The organism is Priestia sp. YIM B13491 (assembly GCF_042787605.1).
GTDB lineage: Bacteria > Bacillota > Bacilli > Bacillales > Bacillaceae_H > Priestia > Priestia megaterium_E.
Map to the genome: position 1 here is coordinate 574920 of NZ_JBHZOR010000002.1, position 21622 is coordinate 596541.

The window sequence follows — 21622 nt, forward strand, 5'->3', positions numbered from 1 at the left end:
GTCAACCTCGCTATTTATTTTTTTACGTGATAAAAGATTTTAGCGATTGCTAAAAAGCCACAAAATAATAGTTCATTTACCATTTCAAAATATATCCATATTTTCAACTTATTTTTATCTCAGAGTACTTTTTTATGAAAAAAGGTTTCTTTTTTATAAAAAAGTGTTATAATAGGTATATTATTTCTTGTTCGGTGTTAACAAATAGAAAGACTTTCTTTAAAGTGATTCTTATTGAAATTGAGCAGAGATAGTAATATATTCGTGGATTTTCCACACAGGAGGTACTACAATGGTACAAGGTAAAGTAAAATGGTTTAATGCAGAAAAAGGTTTTGGATTCATCGAAGTAGAAGGACAAGACGACGTATTCGTACACTTCTCAGCTATCCAAGGCGAAGGTTTCAAATCACTTGAAGAAGGTCAAGAAGTTACATTTGAAATCGAAGATGGAGCTCGTGGACCACAAGCTGCTAACGTTCAAAAGTAATTGATTAAGAAGCTGTCACTAATGTGACAGCTTCTTTTTATGTCTATTTAACCAATTAAAATTTGATTTTCCTGCCAAAGGTTAGTCAAATTCGTATCAGCGAGCCGCTGATGCGTCTCTTTTACGCTAAGCCAGCGATGCTTGTTGAAAACAAAGCGAGTTTCGGGAAGTTCAGTCCATATTTCCTGTACAGACTGGACATTCAATAGAACAAAGTTTGCTTCGTTTCCTTCTTCCACTCCATACTTTTCTTTTCCAATCAGCCGGGCTGGTATACTTGTAATCATTCGGAGCAACTGCCTCTGATCATCCGGACTTCCCATATGTGCAGCGTAGGCAGTTAGTAACCCTACTTGCAGCAAGTCTGCTTTTCCAAACGGATGAAAAGGGTCATTCACGTTATCAGATGCAGTAGCAATTGGAACCGCTGCTTTTTGTATGTCACGAATACGCGTTACGCCTCGTCTTACAATTCCTTTATCTTCTCTTCCCTGTAAATATAAATTAGAAGCAGGTAATGTGACAACTCCAATCTTCGCCTGTTTCAAAAGGTTTAAGATTTCTTTCACTTTTGCATCAGTCATTCCTGCAAGCGAGCAAAGATGCCCCACTACCACTTTTCCTTCCATATCTAATTCAATTGTTCTATGAGCAATGTTAATTATTGTATCAACAGACGGATCATCGCTTTCATCCACATGTAAATCAAGAGGTTTATTATAGGCTTGAGCCAGCGAAAATAGAGCATCAATCTCTTTTTCTGGATTTCTAGCTAAATGAGGACAGCCTCCAATTGCATCAATTTCAAGGGCGAATGCTCGTTCAATTTTATTCATCTTATGCATATCATCAATGTCTAGATTAGAGAATAGCGGAACAACCTGCACGTCCATATACGGGCTTAATTCATCTCTCACTTCGACAGCAGCTTGTAAACTTCGAAATAAACTATCTTCTTCCATGCTGCAGTCAAAATCAATATGCGTTCGAATTGTAGTCGTACCGTTAGCTAATGCCTGCAAAGCAGTTTTTAACATTCGCTGCTTAATTTCTTCTTCTGGAAATGCCGGCAGGCTGCTGCTGTAATTTTTAATGGCTTCTTGAAGAGTTCCAGATATATTGGGCACTTGAGGAAGCGAATGAGCTTTGTCTAAATGCATATGCATATCTACAAATCCTGGTAATAGCACACGACCCTGTGCATCAAGTGACGTTTCTTTTCCTAACACGGCCGCGTGCAGCGGAAAAAACTCGTCACCTTCAAGATAACCGTTTTGTAAAACGATAGAAGTATACATTCCATTTGAAATTTTCACTTCAAAAAGAGCGTGGTCGTGCATAATTGGCAAACGAACATTAATTAAGTGAAGCAACATAATTCCCTCCTCAATTTTTCAACTTCTTCATTTTTCATAGACCGCTTTATCTTCTCTATCATTTATTGTTTAAAGCATTAATTCGCCAAATTTCGCAAATCACCTTCTCTTTAGAGACCTTTATTTACAGAGAGAAAAGCAAGAACAAAAAAAAGGAGCAGCGTCCCCACGCTGCTCATCAAAGAAAAAATGCTAGAAAATAGATAGAATGTACTTCCCATGGTTAAATGAGGGCTTACAGATAAAGCTTCAGTGAGTGATTTCATGCTTTGCATTGCTGTTCTCCCCAGAAAGCAATGCAGATACAAACAAGAAATTTCCATCACTCGCTCATACTGTAAATAGACACATAAGAAAAAGCCCAAACAAAGGCAGGTCTCTCAAATACAATGAGCAAAAACCTACCCGCCTGGGCTTTTATCCCTTCGGTGTCATATCCACTTCTTTTCAAAAATGAATATGTGAATCGCTTGGACCAAACTTTCTACTAACGTAAAAATGGGAACCTAGATTCACTTTTTACTCATAGTCCTATCATTTACGGTGATAAGGTAGAAACGTCTGAGCCATATTCTCAAACATATATGAGTGAACCGTATTTAGCTTTTTCTTGTCTACAAATATACTACAGGTCTTTCTGTAAGTCAACTATAAACGAATAATCTTTTCAATAAAATTATATATAGTTCGTCTTTTATAAAAGTTTACTTTTTAAAAAAGTTTGTTAAACTATCTAACACAGTAGTTGCATCTTCTTATAATCCTGCTTATACTTCGAACTACTTACATTACCTATAAAGGTCTTCACTCTGTTGAAGACAAAAAAGCGATCTAGGGTTCCGTTTAACACATGTTAAAGACTGGTCCGAGAGAGAGCGTACGGAACGGTCCGTATACACGGAGGGATAAAAGCCTGGGAGAATGACATCATTCTCCCAGGCTTTTCTTTTTTACTACTATAAAATAAAAATAGAGGAAAGAAGGGATTTATATGAACAACCAACCAGCGTTAAGTAAATCGCTAAAGGTATATCAAATTGTGTTTTTGGGTCTTGCCTGGATGACTCCGATGATTTTCTTTACGGTTTACGGAGTAGCCTACGATGCGGCTGGAGGGCAAATGGTCCTTGCTTATTTAATCGCTTTTTCAGCTATCTTTTTTACCGCATATAGCTATAGCCGAATGGTAAAAGCATATCCGATAGCGGGATCTGCTTTTACGTATACGAAAAAAGCTATACATCCTCGCCTTGGCTTTTTAGTAGGCTGGGCACTTCTTTTAGACTATATTTTCTCCCCTATTATCGCTATTTTAACATTTGGTATTTTTATGCATACGGAATTTCCTTCTATTCCTGTATACGTATGGGTCATTGTCATGAACATTATCTTAGCTTTAGTCAATATTGTTGGTATTAAATCTGTAGCTCGTATAAGCGGCATCTCCGTTGTAGTTCAGATTCTCTTTATAAGTTTGTTTTGTTTATTTATCATCAAAGATATTGCAACAGGTCAAGCTAGTTCTTCTACTCTTTTTTCACTTCATCCTTTTTTGGCTTCAGATATACCATTTACGACTATTTTTTCTGGAGCTGCGCTCATTTGCTTTTGCTTTTTAGGATTTGATGCAGTTACAACAATGGCGGAAGAAACGATTCAACCGGAAAAGACAATTCCAAAAGCCATTTTTCTTATTGTTTGTATCGCAGCTGTTATGTACATCGCTATCTCGTATTTTACACAGATTGCCTATCCGGGATTCACGTTTACTAACCCTGATAATGCAGCCTACACCCTTGTAAAATTAGTGGGCGGAAATCTTTTAAGCAGTCTATTTATTACGGTATTAATTATTGCAACCTTTACTCAAGGAGTTTCTTCAGTCACAAGCGTTACTCGCTTTTTATATGCTTTAGGCCGTGAATCCGTACTGCCTCAAAAGGTATTTTCATATATTCATCCAACGTTTAAAACGCCCGTGGTGAATATCTTGCTTGTTACCGCTTTTTCGTTTTTGGGAATGTTCATTGATTTAAACACAGCCGTCACTTTTGTCAGTTTCGGTGCCTTAACCGCCTTTACATTTGTTAATGTATCAGTCATTGCCCATTTTTATATTAAGTTAAAGAAACGGTCGTTTACTGAAACAATACTCTATTTAATCTTCCCTTTGATCGGAGCAGCATTTATCGGATGGCTGCTCACACTGTTAAACAAAGACACTCTTTTGATTGGTGTCGCCTGGCTTACTGTTGGATTTCTCTATTTATTTGTAAAATCTCGACTGTCCGCTCCTTTTGTAAAGAGAGATCATTCAAAAGTGACGGTCCCCGAAAAATAAACTGAAAAATCAGTTTTTATGTCAGGTATTCTAACAAACTGCTTGTCAACTCATTTTCACTCGTACTATACTACGGTTAATCGAAAGCCACAAATGGATAAAGGTTCTTACAGCCGTTAAGAACAAAAAAGCTGTCTAGGGTTCCGTTTAACATATGTTAAAGACTGGTCCGAGAGAGAGCGATATAGCGCTACGCTGTATAACACGGAAGGATAAAAGCCTGGGAGACTACTCTCCCAGGCTTTTATCTTTTTTTTATTCTAAGGAGGTTATTTTATGAGTTCTATATGGAAGCAAACAATCCCGGCTGGTGGAAAATGGTCAGGCCGAATTGGAAGAGGAAAATCGGTGACGTTTACCGCACAAGAATCCGGTGCAAATGTCTCCCTACTATTATACAACGCTTATGATTTAACAGAACGATATAACATGCCCGATACCTTAAAAGCTCAGCACACTGCTCACTTAACAAAAGGACACGTTCTGATGAGTGACAACGGCAGAGCATTTGCCAGCATTACTGCTGACACCACCGGCTGGCATGATACCATTTCAGGCTACACTACGCGCAGCTTAACTCATCAAAAATACGGCGCATCTACTTATCAAGAATCTCGAAACGAATGGCGAAGAAATGGCGAAGAAAATTTTTCAATGGAGCTTTTGCGCAACGGTTTAACAACACGGGATTTAGTCCCTAACCTTAACTTATTTTCAAAAATATACTGCGACGAAAAAGGCAATATGAATTTTGTTTCTTCTCATTGTAAAAAAGGAGATTTTATTACGCTTAGAACAGAAATGGATTTGCTTTTTTTACTGTCTAATACACCTAACCCTCTAGACCCGAGCGGAACGTACCCTTCTGTTCCGATTGAAATAACCGTAGATGAAGCAGCTCCTGTAAGCTCAGACGACTACTGTTTAAATTTTAGACCTGAAAATAAACGAGCGTTTGAAAACACATGGTCTTATGATCTATTGCTTGGAAATAAAACACTATCAACGATTTAAAAATAAAGGAGGCTTTATAATGGCTGTATTTAATCGAGTGGAAAGCAACAGAAAAATAGGGAACGCAATTTATGATGAAACGGTACTGGCTGGGGACGGCTGGATGCACGAGCTTAAACCCGGCCAAACGCTTAGAATAATAGATGTAGAAGGCAATCAAGCAGCGGATACTTTATTCTTTGATGCTGAAAACCTAGAAGATCATTACAGTGCAGTATCTACGATTGCTAATCAAGGAAATATTTATTTATCTACCGGCACAGTGCTGCTTTCTCAATCTGGCAAAGAACTAGTCAAAATTGTTGCTGACACGTGCGGACGCCACGATACCTTAGGCGGAGCTTGTTCGGCACAAAGCAACACCGTACGCTATGCACATAACACGCTTCCGATGCATAACTGCCGAGATACATTTATGCTTCAGCTATCAAAATATGATAGCCGCTACACCAAAAGAGATTTAGCACCAAACGTAAACTTTTTTATGAATGTACCTGTGACGCCAAGCGGCGGATTAACGTTTAATGACGGGGTATCTGCACCTGGATACTATGTAGAAATGGAAGCTATCAATCCTACACTTGTATTGATCAGCAACTGCCCTCAGCTTAACAATCCGTGCAACGATTATAACCCTACCCCTATTCGCTTAGTTATTTGGGATTCATTATAAAAAGGAGTGTTCATCTATGTTTACAAAAGTATTAATTGCGAACCGAGGAGCAATTGCCGTTAGAATTGAGCGAACATTACGACATTTAGGAGTGAAATCTGTCGCTGTTTATACAGAAGCTGATCAAGACAGCCTGCACGTTGATGAAGCAGATGAAGCCATTTTAATTGGCAGCGGCTCAGTCAAAGAAAGTTATTTAAACGAAGACCTTATTCTAGATATTGCAAAGAAAACAGGCGCGGAAGCTATTCATCCAGGCTACGGTTTTTTAAGTGAAAACGCGGAATTTGCTCGTCGCTGTCAGGCTGAAGGAATCGTATTTATTGGTCCTACACCCCAACAAATGGAAATATTCGGATTAAAACATTCAGCTCGGGAAATTGCGCAAAAAGCCGACGTGCCTTTGCTTCCCGGTACACCTCTTATTACAGATGTATCAGAAGCTGTACGTGCTGCTGAAGAGATTGGCTATCCCGTTATGTTAAAAAGTACAGCTGGCGGCGGCGGAATTGGAATGCGTGTTTGCCAAGATGAAAAAGCTCTTCAAGCAGCTTTTGACTCAGTTTGCCATTTAGCACAAACAAACTTTAAAAACAGCGGTGTTTTTTTAGAGAAATACATTCAAAAAGCTCGCCATGTGGAAGTTCAAATCTTCGGTAATTCTTTTGGAGAAGTAGTGGCTTTAGGAGAACGCGACTGCTCTATTCAACGAAGAAATCAAAAAGTAATTGAAGAAAGCCCAGCTCCAAACTTCCCTTCATATATACGGGAAAATATGCTGCAAGCAGCTACACGACTAGCTAAAGAAGTCGGATATCGAAGCGCAGGAACGGTAGAGTTTCTTTATGACGCTGAAGCAGAGAAATTTTATTTTTTAGAAGTAAATACTCGTCTTCAAGTAGAGCACGGCGTTACAGAAGAAGTGTTAAACGTTGATTTAGTAGAATGGATGCTTAAAGAAGCATGCGATGAGCTAGTAAATCTTCCTTCTTTGCTTCCCGTGCCTTCAGGTCACAGTATCCAAGCTCGTATTTATGCAGAAGATTGCTTAAATGATTTTCGTCCCAGCGGCGGGCAAATTGACCAAGCAATTTTCTCTAAAAGTGCTCGAGTTGAAACGTGGGTACGGGACGGTATTACTGTAACATCACTTTATGATCCTATGCTCGCTAAAATTATCGTTCATGGAAAAACACGAGAAGAAGCTCTTCTAAAATTGAGCGCTGCTTTAAAAGAGACAAGATTATACGGCGTTACTACTAATCTTCAATACTTGCAGGGACTGTTAGAAGAAAAAGCGTGCAAAACAGGCGACGTGTATACTCAAATGCTTAACTCATATAATCCAAGCGAACGAGCACTCGAAGTATTAGACGGAGGCGTTCAGTCCACTGTTCAAGATTACCCGGGGCGCACCGGGCACTGGAACGTAGGGGTTCCTCCGTGCGGTCCAATGGATCCTTTTGCTTTTCGCATAGGAAACAAACTTCTCGGAAACTCCCCAGATGCACCAGGGATTGAAATGACTCTCCGAGGCGGCTCTTATAAATTTAGAGACAATGTATCTTTTTGCATTACGGGTGCCAACATGCATGCTACATTAGACGGCGCTGAAATTCCTATGTATAAGACCATTAGAGCAAAGCCGGGACAAATTCTTTCATTTAATGAAGCAACCGAAGGAATGCGTACGTATTTACTGATTGGCGGCGGACTTGATATGCCTAAAATATTAGGCAGTTCTTCTACTTTTACACTAGGAAGCTTCGGAGGACACGGCGGAAGAGCACTTCGTACTGGAGATGTACTCCGTGTCTCTGACCACTCTCACGTTGAAAATGAACTTGCCCTTTCCTATCAGCCAGCCATGACTAAAGAATGGGCAATCGGAGTAATTCCAGGACCTCATTGTACAGAAGAATTTTTACAGCCAGAGTACTTACAGCAGCTAACAGATACAAAATGGGAAGTTCATTTTAACAGCTCTAGAACAGGCGTTAGGTTAATAGGTCCCGCTCCTTTTTGGACCCGTGAAGATGGAGGAGAAGCCGGTTTGCATCCATCAAATATTCATGATAACGCATATGCCATCGGCACCTTAGACTTAACGGGAGATATGCCTATTTTACTTGGCCCAGACGGTCCGAGTCTTGGCGGCTTTGTTTGCCCTGTTACCACCGCTTCAGCAGAGTTTTGGAAAATAGGACAGCTTCATCCCGGAGATAAAATTTCGTTTAAATTAATTGACCTTGAACAAGCTGAAAAACTCAAGTGTACGCAGGAAGATTTTTTACAGCGTATCGGAACACCTGCATCACTTCCTGTGCTTACAAACCCAGTAGCACAGCCGCTTAAAAGCGATTATCCGCTGCTGATTAACGAAACGGAAAATAGACGCTTCCCATTTTCCGTCCGCTGCTCAGGCGATGCGAATATACTTGTGGAATACGGAGAAATGGAGCTTGATCTGCTGCTTCGCTTCCAAGTACATGCTTTAATGGAAGCTATCCAAAAGCGTGAGGATTTACCGGTTCTAGATTTAACGCCTGGTATCCGTTCTCTTCAAATTCATATTGATGCAACAAAGATGTCTATTCTTGAACTTTGTCAGCATATTTCAGCTATTGATCGCGCGCTTCCTCCTCTTGAAGAAATGGAAGTTCCGTCTCGCATTGTAAAACTTCCACTTTCATGGGATGACCCTGCAACTCAATTAGCTATTGAACGCTATCAGCAAAACGTTCGTCCAGATGCACCCTGGTGTCCAAGCAATCTAGAATTTATTCGCCGAGTAAACGGTCTGAACCACCTTGAAGATGTTAAAAGAGTTGTATTTGAAGCTAATTATCTTGTAATGGGGCTTGGAGATGTATATTTAGGCGCACCTGTTGCTACGCCTTTAGACCCTCGTCACCGCTTAGTTACAACGAAATACAACCCTGCCCGTACATGGACGCCTGAAAATGCAGTTGGTATTGGCGGTGCGTATATGTGCGTATACGGAATGGAAGGTCCTGGCGGCTATCAATTTGTGGGACGCACGATTCAAATGTGGAACCGACTTCGTCAAACGGAAAGTTTTGAAGCAGGAAAACCGTGGCTTCTTCGTTTCTTTGATCAAATTCAATTTTACCCAGTAGAAGCAGACGAGCTTTTAAAACTGCGCGAAGATTTCCTTCGTGGGAGATTTGAAGCAGATATTACGGAGACAACGTTTAAACTTGGAGAATATTTAAATTTTCTTTCATCTATTGAAAAAAGCACGGCTGCTTTTCGTCATACCCAGCAGGCTGCTTTTCAAACAGAACGAGAAAATTGGAAAGCACTTGGTTTAGCTGAGTACGTCTCTGAACACGAAACAACTGAAATTATGGAACAAGAACTGCCCGAAGGTACGGAAGCTGCGCGCTGTACAATGCCGGGAAGCGTATGGAAAGTTCTTGTAGAAGAAGGACAAAAAGTTGAAAAAGGCGATACGTTAATTATCGAAGAAAGCATGAAAATGGAGTTTCCGCAGCTAGCACCTATGGATGGATATATCAGTTCTATTCATGTGAAACCCGGCGATGAAGTACAAGCTGGACAGCTGATTGCCGGTATAAAAGCTTTTGCTCCAATTACTCATTAAGGACGGTGGATACAATGAAAACAGTGAGCTTGCCTAAAACATTTTCGGTTCAATGGTTACGTGATATGTATATCAAAAAAGAATTAACTCCAGAAGATGTAGTACATCAAATTCTTGCGCGGGTAGAAGCTGACAAAGACATGAATATTTGGATTACCCCTCCCACACTCGGTGAGTTAAAACCTTATCTAGATCGCTTAGCTACGCTAGGCCCTGAAGCGTTACCTTTGTGGGGAATTCCATTCGCCGTTAAAGATAATATCGATGTAGCACATGTACCGACGACAGCCGGATGTAAAGAATATACGTATACCCCTTCTGAACATGCTACGGTTGTGCAACGCCTTATCGATGCAGGTGCTATTCCTCTTGGAAAGACCAACCTGGACCAATTTGCTACAGGACTGGTCGGGACACGAAGCCCGTATGGCGAAACGCAGAATGCGTTAAAGCCAGAGCTCATTAGCGGCGGATCGAGCTCAGGATCAGCTGTATCCGTAGCTCGGGGGCATGCTGCTTTTTCTTTAGGCACCGATACAGCAGGTTCAGGGCGGGTTCCAGCTGGTTTAAATCGCCTAATCGGCTACAAACCTTCCCTTGGAGCTTGGCCATCTGCAGGTGTAGTTCCGGCATGTAAAAGCTTGGACTGCGTCACTGCTTTTGCTCATGAATGGAGTGACGTACTGCTCGTAGATTCCATTATTAGAGGAGTAGACGATCGAGACCCATGGTCACGCTCTGTTGTTCGGGCTTCTTCGGCCCTTCCTGAAAAAATTTATATGGTAAAAGAACCGCTTTCGTTTTACGGGCCGTTTGCTGAGCAGTACGAAAAAGCGTGGAAACAAGCTGTGAAAAAGATTGAAGATTTATCTATTCCCATCGAATACATGGACGGCTCGTATTTAAGTGAAGCAGCTGCTTTATTATATGACGGCCCTTACGTAGCAGAGCGCTGGGCTGACTTAGGAGAATTTATCACTTCTCATGAAGAAACAGCCTTTCCTGTAACCGAGCAAGTGCTTCGTTCAGGAGCTAAATCAGAATATGATGCTGCTGCTTTATTTCAAGCTTCACATAAGCTTCAATCCTTTAAACATAAAGCATATCATCAGCTTAAAAATGCTGTTCTTGTTATGCCGACAGCAGGCGGAACGTGGACGCGAGAACAAGTAAGAGAAAATCCAATTGAAACAAACAGTGACATGGGGCGTTTTACAAATCATTGTAACTTACTCGACTTGTGTGCTGTCTCTCTTCCATCTCAAGATGCGGATCTTGATTTACCGTTTGGCATTTCATTTTTCTCTACATTTGACGGCGAACAATTCATTTGCGGACTCAGCGAATTGTTTTTAAATGGGGAACGAACCGTTGATTCAAAAAAAGATACAACATTAGTAGCTGTTTGCGGTTTGCATATGCGCGGGTTTCCACTTGAATCTCAAATGCGTGAACACGGAGCTTCATTCGTACGAAAAGTCCAAACCGCTCCTTATTACCAGCTTTTTAAACTACCTACTTCTCCAGCAAAACCGGGGCTGTTGCGAACACATCAACAAGGAGAAAAAATTGAAGTTGAACTTTGGGAAATGCCTTTATCACTACTCGGCTCTTTTGCCGATTCTATCCCTTCTCCTCTCGGACTAGGCAAAATCACTCTTGAAGACGGCAGTGAAGTAGCGGGTTTTCTTTGTGAAGCTCATGCGACAGAAGATGCGGAGGATATTACGTCTTATAGAAGCTGGCGGGCTCTCTCAACTTACTCATAAATCGATTATTTACTAAGCTGTTGAGTACATTCTCAACAGCTCTTTTTCATCAAACCTTCAATGTATATAAAAATAAGAACTTAGCATTAATTATGACAAAGTGAATGTATGATGTGGCACTTTTATATTTATTCTTGATTCTTACGTTTACCGTTTTAACAGAGAATACCCCCACTTTAAGCTTGCTAAGTAGGGGTACTTTAATTAAATAAACCTAAAAGGCAAGCTGCACAATACTCTCCAAAGCACCTATCGTGTAGAATGAAAACGCAGCTGATCTTGATGAGAAACATACTTCTTGCGAGGATATTTATCTAAGTATTGTTTAGCAGTTTGTAAACATTGGCGCGCAAACTCTTCATATCCTAGTTCGCTAGCACGTTTTACATTTGGCAACTCTATGGAATAAGGAACCTGCGGGATACGATTAATAATACTTGCAACATCAATACCTTCTTCATTTAAATACAATCGTTCTTCCCTAAGAACTCGAGTCATCTCCTTCTTTGAACTTGGAATTTCCGCAGAAGCATTGCAAAGATGAAGATAGCGAAACCACTCACGAGGCACGTCGTCCAAATCTTCCACCTTATCTCCTGATCGATGAAAATGGTGGATATCAATCATAAGACCTGCATTTTCACGATTAGCCGTATGAAGAACATCCATTGCGCCTTTAAGGTTGTATACGCTCGCAATAGGAACAAATTCTAATTCAATGGTTAACCCAAAAGGCTTAGCTAGATCACAGAGTTCAGCAAAGCATTCGATACCAAAATTGCGATCGTCCGTCCAAATGCTGCTAAGGACGTGACGCCCTCCAAGTTCAGCAGCTGCTTCCATTGCAGGTAAGTAACGTTTTGGATCAACTCCCTCATAGATACGCGCTAACTCTATATCAAGAAGCTTCACTCCTGTTTCTGACATAGCAGATTTTGTTTCTCGCATCAGCTGCTTATTTTCAGCTAACGCATAGTTAGGCTCTCCAGGCAATCCCATGTAAATTGGCCTTAAACTAACAAAATCATATCCTGCCTTCGCAGCCATATACGTCATTTCAGGCGGCGAACATCCAAGAACAGTAAGATACGCAAGAGAAAATTGATTAGACATTTTATAAATTCCTCCTTTATTCAAACAAATTAGATCGATCTAATTAAAATGACGATATATCCTTATAAACGTCCTGCATATTGATTCGATTTTAATTCTCTGTAGGCAGTCTTAATACAATCATCTTCGTTTCAGTCATTTCTTCAACGGCGTAACGTGGACCTTCTCTGCCAATACCGCTGTTTTTCACTCCGCCATATGGCCAATGATCTAATCTAAAGTTAGATGTTCCATTAATAACTACACCGCCCATTTCAAGAGAATGAGCTACTTTATAAGCCAAATCCATTTTGTTCGTAAAAATCCCTGCTTGAAGACCAAAAGCAGAATCATTTGTCTCTTCAATAGCTTCTTCAATCGTATTGTACGGCACAATACTAATAATAGGGCCAAATACTTCTTCACAAATAACTTTACTTTCTTTAGAAGGATTTAGTAGAACGGTAGGTTCCACCGTAGCTCCGCGGCGCTCTCCTCCGCATATCACTTGTGCCCCCGACTGTACAGCCTCATCAATCCAGCTCGTCACTCGCTCAGCTGCATGGACATCTACTACACATCCCACATCCGTATCAGGCAATGAGGGATCTCCGATTTTAAGTTTCAGTACCTCTTCTTTTAAAAGATTGGTAAACTCAGAGACCACAGATTGATGTACATAAATTCTCTGAACAGAGATACAGCTCTGCCCGGAATTGCTAAATCCGGTTTTAGCACACATAGCCGCAGCACGGTTTAAATCTGCGTCGTTATGGACGATCGTTGCAGCATTTCCTCCTAGCTCTAGCAATACTTTTTTCATTCCAGCTAGCTCACAAATGTTTTTACTAGCTACCGTTCCACCTGTAAATGAAATAATGTTCACGCGATCATCTTTTACAATTTGCTGTGCAACTTGTCTTCGACCAAGCACCATATTTACAGCATCTTTAGGAAATCCTGCCTGCAGCAGCAGCTTTAAGAGCTCTGTTGCAATCAAAGTTGTTTGCGAAGACGGCTTTAAAATCACGCTATTCCCAGCAGCAAAAGCCGGCCCAATTTTATGGCATACAAGATTTAAAGGGGCGTTAAACGGTGTGATAGCCGCTACAACACCAACGGGCACTCGGAAAGTAGATGCAATAGCTTGTGCGCCTCGTTCTGAAACGTCGCCAGGCAATGTTTCGCCAATCAATCTTTTTGCTTCTTCCCCTGACAGTTCCAATGTTTCGATTGAACGGGCCACTTCGTCCAGCGTATTTTTCAAAGGCTTTCCTAATTCTAAAGAAATAAGTCGAGCAAATTTTTCTTTCTCTTGTTCTAGTAATAGAGCCGCTTTCTTTAAAATTTTAGAACGCTGGTAAGAAGAAAGGGCGGCGACATGTTTTTTTGCTTCATAGGCTGATGCTAATGCTTTTTCAACATCTTCTTCATTCGCTAATAGCTGCTCACCTATGACTTCTCCAGAATAGGGGTTTTTTATTAAAGCAACTTCTCGATCTTCAATAATCCATCCACCGTTAATATAAGGCTGTGATTTTTTTTCAATAGTTTCTATCATGTTTAGCACCAACTTTTCATTTTTATTAAACAAACTTTTATATAAAACAAGGCCTGAACGTTTTTACATGAGAGAAAAATAGATCGATCTAATTTATTTTAATTTAAACGCTCCCATCACCTCCTAAAAGGCTATCATGTTCGCGGCTTAGTTATACTAATTTCTCTTGAACCTTTGGCTTGGCATGAAGTTCTGAGCAAGGACCTGCTTGCAGCATATAGCTTCCACCGTCATGACCAATTACTTGCTTCACCTCTTTTGCTGCTTCAATAAGCTTGTTAAGATCAATGCCTGTATGGATTCCCATTTCACTTAATCCATGAACCAGATCTTCTGTAGCTATATTACCAGTGGCGCCTGGAGCGTAGGGACACCCTCCTAAACCGATAATAGAACTATCAAAATGAATAACACCCTGCTGCAAAGCAGCCACTACATTAGAAAATGCCATTCCTCTCGTATTGTGCAAATGCATGGAGAAAATAATGCCGGGATAATTTCGTTTAAGAAACCCTAGCATACGATACACTTGCTGAGGGTTTGCCATCCCCGTTGTATCCGCTAAAGAAATTTCTTTGACACCCATCATTCTGTATCGTTCTACAATAGAAGAAATGCGTTCTATAGCAACTTTTCCTTCATAAGGACATCCAAACGCTACCGAAATTGAGCCTCCTACTTTAACGTTATGCTTTTCCGCTAATTCGATAATAGGATAAAAACCTTTTTGGGCTTCTTCTACAGAACAATTTGCGTTAGATAAGCTGTGAGAATCTGTAGCTGAAAGCATAAGCTTTAACTTTTTCACTCCGGCGTCAATGGCTCTCTGTGCACCTTTTACATTCGGCACTAACGCGCGAAATTTGATATTTGTTAAATCTTGAACACTTTCTACGACCTGCTCGGCATCCTTTAACTGAGGAATCGCTCTTGGGTGTACAAAAGATGTAATTTCCATTGATTGAATGCCTGTCTTGGCTAGCTGACGAATAATAGATATTTTTTCTTCTGTAGGAATCCACTCGTGTTCAGCTTGAAACCCATCCCTTGGGGCCACTTCACAGATTATAACTTTTTCCGGTAATTCTATTTTTTGAATAGTATTCATTAAATAACCCCCTTTTCTTTTAACACCGCTAAGTCTTCACTTGATAACCCCAGTTTTCCGCCTAGAATTTCTTCATTATGTTCTCCCAATTCAGGGGCACGATGACGAATTGCTCCTGGTGTATGTGAAAACTTTGGCACTACTCCCGGAACCTTAATTTTTCCTAGGCGGGGGTGCTCTACTTCTACAATGTTTTCTCGTTCTCTATACTGAGGATCATTAAATATATCTTCAATGCTGTAAATAGGACTAACCGGCACACCAAATGAATCTAACTTTGCCTGCAGCTCGTCTTGAGTGAAGGACTTAATCCAATTTGACACAATTTCCTGAACTTCATGATCATGCTTTAGACGCTCTACGTTTGTATAGTATCGCGGATCCTTTAACATATCTTTTCTTTCCATTGCCTCTGCAAGACGATCAAAGGTAGAGTCTGTACTGCATACTAATACAACAAACTTTCCGTCTTTTGTTTCATATGTGCCTGCAGGGCTTGAGTGACCTGCAAGTCCAGGGCTTCTCTCTCTTACTTTTCCGTTTTGATCATATTCAGCGATTAAAAATTCCATCATTCGAAAAATAGATTCATATAATCCCATTTCTACTACTTGACCTTCCGGCTGTTCGTGTACATCTCTATGATAGATAGCGCTTACACAAGCGAACGCAGTATATATGCCCGTTACATAATCTAGTAAAGAGTAAGAAGGACTGACGGGTGGACGATCTGAATATCCTTGTAAATAAGTATGTCCGCTAAATGCTGTCCCAGGTGTACCGAATCCAGCTTTTTCTCGATAAGGACCTGTTTGTCCATAACCTGATACGCGCACCATTACTAACTTAGGGTTAACTTTTTTAAGCTCTTCATATCCTAAGTTCCATTTTTCCAGTGTACCGGGGCGAAAATTTTCAATTAAAATGTCTACGCCACTAATTAGCTTTTTGAAAATTTCTGCTCCTTCTTCTGATCGAATGTCCAGCGTAACGGACTTTTTATTGCGAGCAAGTCCGGGCCACCTTAAGGGTTCAGTTCCTTTCCAAGGCCCTACAGTCCGAAGCGTATCTCCTTTTCCCGGAAGTTCAATTTTGGTTACTTCCGCCCCCAAGTCCGCTAGTAAAGTAGCTCCAAAGGGAGCAGCAATCATAGTAGAAATATCTAGTATTTGAACTCCTGTTAAAGGTCCATAATTTTTGGTTAACACGTTGAATCCCCTCCGGTAATAACTGTTTGTATGGTTAACTAATATAATTAATTGGTAGATTTCCTTTGATATGTTAAAAACGAATACCAATAGTCGAAATAGTAAGATTATTTATTTTTCTAAAGTTAACTCTTTTTCTTCTAATAGGATAGACTCTTTGCTTTCAATCGGGTCTAAATCTGTTAATAAGAACGTATAGCTTAAAATTCCAATCACTAAAAAAGCAGCTGCTAAAAGGAAAGCATACATAAATGAACCCGTGGCCTGAACAATAAACCCAGTCGTAATAGGTGCAACAATAGCCATCGAGTTATTCCCGAATGTTAAAAGTCCCGTTAATGTTCCTACCGTTCCTTTTGGTGCAATAAATGTAGGAATGCTGTAGGCAACAGCAGATGTGACAACAAGACCTCCAAGTGCTGTTGAAATCCAAAATACAGCTACGTTCGCACTGTGAGTAAATGCTGCCCCAATAATTGACAAACCAAATACCATACCTATTACTAGAAAAAACTTGCTGACACGCGTCCGGTTATACCCTTTGTTAATAAGACGATCAACAAGCCAGCCCCCTATTACTATTTCAGTAATGGTACCTACAATCCAAGGTATAGCCGAGTACCAGCCTGATTTTAAAATAGACATGTTCATTTCTGTTGCTAAATATCCAGGAAGCCAAGTCAAGAACAAAAACCATGAATAGCCGTATGCCGCAAACCCAATGAATACTGCCCAGACTTTTCTTTTAGTTAGCAAATATCGGATGTTCTCCATTGCACTGCCTTTAACTTCTTCTGAACTTTGAGAACCGCCTTGAACAATGTAGTCATATTCTTCTTTCGTCAAACGCTCATCTTCATGAGGTTCACGATACCAGATCCAATAAACAATAGCATATATGAAACTAAGAATAGCAGTTGCTAAGAAACCGCCTCGCCAGCCCCACTCTGTTACAATTAGTGCTAGTATAGGCGCCCCGATGGCGTTGGAAAGTTTGGATTGAGAATCATAAGCTGCGATAGCTTTTCCGCGTTCCTGACGCGGAACCCAATGGCTAACTGCTTTGGCAGCGGATGGAAAGAATGGTGCTTCTCCAACTCCTAACAGCACCCGAGATAAAATAATTAACCCCCATCCATTTGCTACTGCAGTTAAAAGACAAGCTACTGTCCATATCACGGTCGCTACACGCGTTACCCATTTTACGCCTATTTTATCTAGCAAAGGCCCTATAGGAAGTTGAAGTAAAGCGTAAGACCATGCAAATGCTGATAGGAAAATCCCCATCTGACCTGCTGTCAAGTTAAATTCTTTTTGTAACAACGGCATAGCAATGGACATATTAATTCGATCAAAATAGTTTACAATTACACCAACCGCAATCAAGAATACAATCGACCAACGATGTTTTTTCATTCTTTTCCCTCACTCATAAGATTTTAAGTATGCGCTTTCATTTTTATGGAATATTTCTTTGCTCAGATCCCATTTATAATTGTTTGCTTACATAAAGTCTGTCTGAACTAAAGTTGAAAGATGGCAATGCTGAAAACCTAATCCTCTAGCTATTTACTTATTTTTTTATCCTTTCGTAAAAACATTTTATTAGTGGAATTAAAAAGATTAATAGAAAGTTCTAATTAGAACGATCCAATAAATTTTTATTAGAACGATCTAATTTCAGCGGGAATCTCTTCACATATTGCGGAATGGTGCTGTATATTTTATGATCTACTCAAATATCCGAACATGATGATCAACGTCTGCTTTTTTAATTTCTCATGGTAACACCTGCCTTTTTTTGCTAAGCGTCTGCTTTTGACCCAGCCTAATATAAAATCAATTCAAACTTGAGTTTTAGTATACTGAATTACATTTGCCTGCGCAATATATATTTTTAATTTTTAGAAAATTAAGATACACACTTTTTTGATATAATAAATTCAAGAAATAATTGTATTAATTTTACAAACATTTCTCTTATTGCGTTAAAGAAATAGAAAATACAGACACTTCATTCGTACAAGTTTCTAGTAAGGTTTGAAGATATGAGTTTTCAATATTGTAAGCTCGGTTCAAACATTTGTTCCTTAATATACTCCACAGGCATCTCTTTTCCTGTCCACAATTCAAACGCCATGGCCCCTTGCCAGATCATCATTCCTATTCCGTTAATGGTGTGACATCCAATTGATTCAGCTTGTTCTAACAGTTTTGATCTCATAGGCATATACACGACATCTGTTACAATTAAATCAGGGCGCAGCATTGATATATCTTCAATAATGCTGAATTCTTCTAACGGTTTCATTCCCACTCCTGTTCCATTTGTCAAAATATCGCTCGTTTTAATTTCTTCTCTTAACCTGTCTGTATCCTCAAGAGAATACAGCTTCGCTTTACATGAAACATGTTTCATCTCTTCATTAATAATTTTTACGTTTTCTACAGCTTTTGAATAAAATTCATCGTGACGAGCAAAAATTGTTAATTCTTCAAGTCCTTCTAAAGCCGCTTGAATAGCAATAGGCGTCGCTGCTCCACCCGAACCGATCAACGTCATTTTTTTCCCTGTAATATCCACGCCGTGCTCTTTTAAATTTCGAATGTAGCCCATACCGTCTGTGCTATGCCCAACTAGTACGCCATTATCGTTTACGACCGTATTGACAGCTCCTGAAAATTTAGCGCTGTCTGCTAATTCATCAAGAAACGGGAGAATTTTTGTTTTATTTGGCATGGATACATTAAAACCTTTAACATTTAACGCTCTCAGCCCTTTAATCGCATCTTCTAACGAGTCATTTCCTACCTCAAAAGCTAAATAAGCATAATTTAATCCCAGTTTTTTAAAGGCCATATTATGCATGGATGGTGACAATGAATGTCCAATTGGAGTTGCTAAAAGGCCGATGAGCTGAGTTTGGCCATTAATACGCCCTACGCTTTTCATGATTTTACCTCCTGTTTTATTAAAATTTCAGAAATACTTGTGGTACCTAACCTGTACTTTTTAAACTTATTTTCATTTACGATCAAACACATTTCACATTCATATCATACAGATAATTAGATCGATCTAATTTTTGGCTATACTCCCTATTCAACCGACCTGTAACAAGCCGCATTCAAAACCAAAGCTTCTTTACTCACATGCAAAAACAAGAAATCGCTTACATATTTACGGTTTTAATAACATACGTTTGACACGTACTGTACCTCTTACCTCCCTTCACAAGGCAGCATTTCTCAACATTGCTAGAAACAAAGCTTTTACCTATACCTAGTCTTCTTTTATTAAATAACTGCAGCAAACACTGGGTGAACCAAGACAACTCTTAGCGACCTTATGTATCATAGTATCACATTTTTTTAAAAGGAAAAATGTTTTTTTGTTATTTTTCAGAAAAATCTTTTTATTTAAAGAATTTCTTTATATTAAAATAAAGCTATAACCATTATTATAGCTTTATTCTTGAGCGTGGCTTTCTCTTCTTTTTTTCATCCACCAGCCTGCACCAACTATCACTCCGATTATAAGAGTAACAAATATTAAACGATCAACATCATGCAAATATTTTTGGATTTTTTCAATATCTCCAAGTCCTCCTACATAGAGCAAAAAAACAAACCACGGAAAAATGCCTAAGGTGCTGTATAAAACAAAGTCCCTAGATTTGATTTTACTAAGACCTGCCAAATAGGTTATATAGTTTGCGATACTGATGGGACGGGAAATCGTAATACTCCATTTTCCATATTTATGAAACCATTTTTGGGCACGTTTTATATTTTTTTCACCAAACCAGCGCTTGGTAATAGATTCAAACCTGTATCCCATAACGAACGGAATATAGTTGAATGCAATATAAATAACGGTATTAACAGCTGAAACAATAAGGATTTTCCATATTGAGAGCTGCAGCACCGAGCCAATAAGCAAAATCGATAACGTACACGGAAAAGGAATTGCCGCAGCTTCGATTGCTGTAGCAATAAAGATGCCCACTATGCCTAAATTTTGTACAAAATCAATAAACCCTTGCACCTTTTTTCTCCTTTCAATCATACAAATTTCACGTTCTTTCATCATAACTCAAACTATTCAAAATTTCACGATTTCAAAGCAATTTTACTAGTAAAAAAAGCTCATACGCACCCGTTTGCTATATTCGATTATCTTCTATCATATGCAGTTCATAAGTGAAGTAACGCAAAAAAAGAAAATAGCAGAAAAAAACTCTTTTATTAGTTATAATAAAAGAGTTTTTTTCTGCTATTATTTAACTTTAGCAATGATTTTCCCTTTCACATGGCGTTTTGAAAGCTCTTCTAATGCACTTGGCACTTCTTTTAACGAGATGATGCGCTCAATCATCGGAGCTACTTTCTTCTCTGCTACTAATGCTAAAAGCTCATCGCCCATTTTTGCTAAATCCGCTTGCGCAATCATGTCATTAATGTGGTGTGCAGCATTTAAAGCTACTTCATGATAAGAAATCACCTTTGTAAAAGGCTTTACTTTTGTATAATCAGGTGCACCAGCAATATGTGCTAAATGTCCTCTATAGGCAATCATATCTAAAGAATCCGTTGCGTTCTTTGCGCTCACCGTGTCAAGCACAGCATCTACGCCGCGGCCATTTGTCAGCTCCAATACTTTTTCCGCGACGTTTTCCTCGCGATAATCAATTACATAATCAGCTCCTAACGACTTCACATACTCATGATTATGTGCTGAAGCTGTTGAGAAAACGGTTTTTCCAGCGTTTTTAGCAAGCTGCACGCCAAAGCCTCCTACGCCTCCAGCTCCTCCATGAATTAAGATTGTTTGAATATGGTTCATTGGAAGTTTACGAAATAGTGCTTCATACGCTGTGTAACCTGCCGTAGGCAAAGCAGCAGCTTCTTCAAATGTAACAGCATCAGGAATGCGCGAAATTGAATGAGCAGTTGTAACCGCATATTCAGCATATCCGCCTTTTTTCATAAAGTCCCCGTGATAGACAACGCGGTCTCCTTTTTTCCAGTCAACTACTCCTTCTCCAACTTCATCAATTGTCCCAGCTACATCTAAACCTAGAATGTGAGGATATGTCCAATAAGGATTTCCATTAGTAGCCGTTTTATAATCTACGGGATTAAGTCCCACTGCGTGAACTTCAACTACTACTTCCCCTTTATTTGGAAGAGGTTTTTCTATTTCTTCTACTTTCATTTCTGTCCATTTATTTTTATCTTGCAATAATAATGCTTTCACAGTCTAACTCTCCTTTTTAAATCATTTGCCTAGCGTTGCTTTTATTATTTTATCTAAAAATGATTTGCTTACTATTTTTATTTTAAAGAGAGCTTGTCTATA

15 protein-coding genes and 3 riboswitches are annotated in these 21622 nt (G+C 39.5%); of the genes, 6 read left to right on the top strand and 9 right to left on the bottom strand.

Going from position 1 to position 21622, the window contains the following annotated elements; translation table 11 throughout:
• The first annotated feature begins 292 nt into the window (after nt 1–292).
• Nucleotides 293–490 carry a cold-shock protein gene (locus ACFX4E_RS09035; RefSeq protein WP_013055689.1) on the top strand — a complete coding sequence of 66 codons (198 nt, stop codon included), beginning with the start codon at nt 293–295 and terminating at the stop codon, nt 488–490.
• Nucleotides 491–537: 47 nt separating this feature from the next.
• Here ACFX4E_RS09035 and ACFX4E_RS09040 read toward each other — a convergent pair whose 3' ends face one another.
• Nucleotides 538–1866 carry an amidohydrolase family protein gene (locus ACFX4E_RS09040; protein ID WP_028407682.1) on the bottom strand — a complete coding sequence of 443 codons (1329 nt, stop codon included), beginning with the start codon at nt 1864–1866 and terminating at the stop codon, nt 538–540.
• Nucleotides 1867–2372: 506 nt separating this feature from the next.
• Nucleotides 2373–2474, bottom strand: a riboswitch (purine riboswitch).
• 212 nt (nt 2475–2686) lie between these two features.
• Nucleotides 2687–2788, top strand: a riboswitch (guanidine-I (ykkC/yxkD leader).
• Nucleotides 2789–2857: 69 nt separating this feature from the next.
• On the opposite strand from ACFX4E_RS09040, the gene ACFX4E_RS09045 reads away from it, so the two are divergent.
• The 5 genes from ACFX4E_RS09045 (at nt 2858) to atzF (ending at nt 11291) form a co-directional block, all read left to right on the top strand.
• On the top strand, nt 2858–4207 hold the full coding sequence (locus ACFX4E_RS09045) for an APC family permease (RefSeq protein ID WP_377258269.1): 1350 nt from the start codon (nt 2858–2860) through the stop codon (nt 4205–4207).
• A 124-nt stretch (nt 4208–4331) separates the two neighbouring features.
• Nucleotides 4332–4436: riboswitch (guanidine-I (ykkC/yxkD leader) on the top strand.
• A gap of 47 nt (nt 4437–4483) precedes the next feature.
• Nucleotides 4484–5221 carry an urea amidolyase associated protein UAAP1 gene (locus ACFX4E_RS09050; RefSeq protein WP_060746595.1) on the top strand — a complete coding sequence of 246 codons (738 nt, stop codon included), beginning with the start codon at nt 4484–4486 and terminating at the stop codon, nt 5219–5221.
• Nucleotides 5222–5240: 19 nt separating this feature from the next.
• On the top strand, nt 5241–5894 hold the full coding sequence (locus tag ACFX4E_RS09055) for an urea amidolyase associated protein UAAP2 (protein WP_098433471.1): 654 nt from the start codon (nt 5241–5243) through the stop codon (nt 5892–5894).
• Nucleotides 5895–5910: 16 nt separating this feature from the next.
• Nucleotides 5911–9522 carry an urea carboxylase gene (uca, locus tag ACFX4E_RS09060; RefSeq protein WP_377258273.1) on the top strand — a complete coding sequence of 1204 codons (3612 nt, stop codon included), beginning with the start codon at nt 5911–5913 and terminating at the stop codon, nt 9520–9522.
• Between the two features lie 14 nt (nt 9523–9536).
• Nucleotides 9537–11291 (top strand): allophanate hydrolase, encoded by a 1755-nt coding sequence (atzF, locus tag ACFX4E_RS09065; RefSeq protein ID WP_377258276.1) that lies wholly within the window; start codon nt 9537–9539, stop codon nt 11289–11291.
• Between the two features lie 249 nt (nt 11292–11540).
• Here atzF and ACFX4E_RS09070 read toward each other — a convergent pair whose 3' ends face one another.
• From ACFX4E_RS09070 to ACFX4E_RS09105, 8 genes are all read right to left on the bottom strand, one after another.
• Nucleotides 11541–12404, bottom strand: a complete 864-nt coding sequence (locus ACFX4E_RS09070) for a sugar phosphate isomerase/epimerase family protein (RefSeq protein ID WP_263034544.1) — start codon at nt 12402–12404, stop codon at nt 11541–11543.
• Nucleotides 12405–12495: 91 nt separating this feature from the next.
• Nucleotides 12496–13944, bottom strand: a complete 1449-nt coding sequence (locus ACFX4E_RS09075; protein ID WP_028407675.1) for an aldehyde dehydrogenase family protein — start codon at nt 13942–13944, stop codon at nt 12496–12498.
• A 151-nt stretch (nt 13945–14095) separates the two neighbouring features.
• A complete protein-coding gene (locus tag ACFX4E_RS09080; protein ID WP_263034545.1) occupies nt 14096–15052 on the bottom strand; it encodes a hydroxymethylglutaryl-CoA lyase in 957 nt (318 codons plus the stop codon).
• Nucleotides 15052–16260 carry a CaiB/BaiF CoA transferase family protein gene (locus ACFX4E_RS09085; protein WP_013055684.1) on the bottom strand — a complete coding sequence of 403 codons (1209 nt, stop codon included), beginning with the start codon at nt 16258–16260 and terminating at the stop codon, nt 15052–15054. Before ACFX4E_RS09085 ends, ACFX4E_RS09080 begins: the two co-directional genes overlap by 1 nt.
• A gap of 111 nt (nt 16261–16371) precedes the next feature.
• Nucleotides 16372–17676 carry an MFS transporter gene (locus ACFX4E_RS09090; RefSeq protein ID WP_028407673.1) on the bottom strand — a complete coding sequence of 435 codons (1305 nt, stop codon included), beginning with the start codon at nt 17674–17676 and terminating at the stop codon, nt 16372–16374.
• Between the two features lie 640 nt (nt 17677–18316).
• On the bottom strand, nt 18317–19213 hold the full coding sequence (locus ACFX4E_RS09095) for a shikimate dehydrogenase (protein WP_028407672.1): 897 nt from the start codon (nt 19211–19213) through the stop codon (nt 18317–18319).
• Nucleotides 19214–19729: 516 nt separating this feature from the next.
• Complete coding sequence (locus ACFX4E_RS09100; protein WP_244299990.1) at nt 19730–20308, bottom strand: DedA family protein; 579 nt, start codon at nt 20306–20308, stop codon at nt 19730–19732.
• Nucleotides 20309–20539: 231 nt separating this feature from the next.
• Entirely contained in the window at nt 20540–21520 is a 981-nt protein-coding gene (locus ACFX4E_RS09105; protein ID WP_263034546.1) for a zinc-binding dehydrogenase, read from the bottom strand.
• Between the last annotated feature and the right edge of the window lie 102 nt (nt 21521–21622).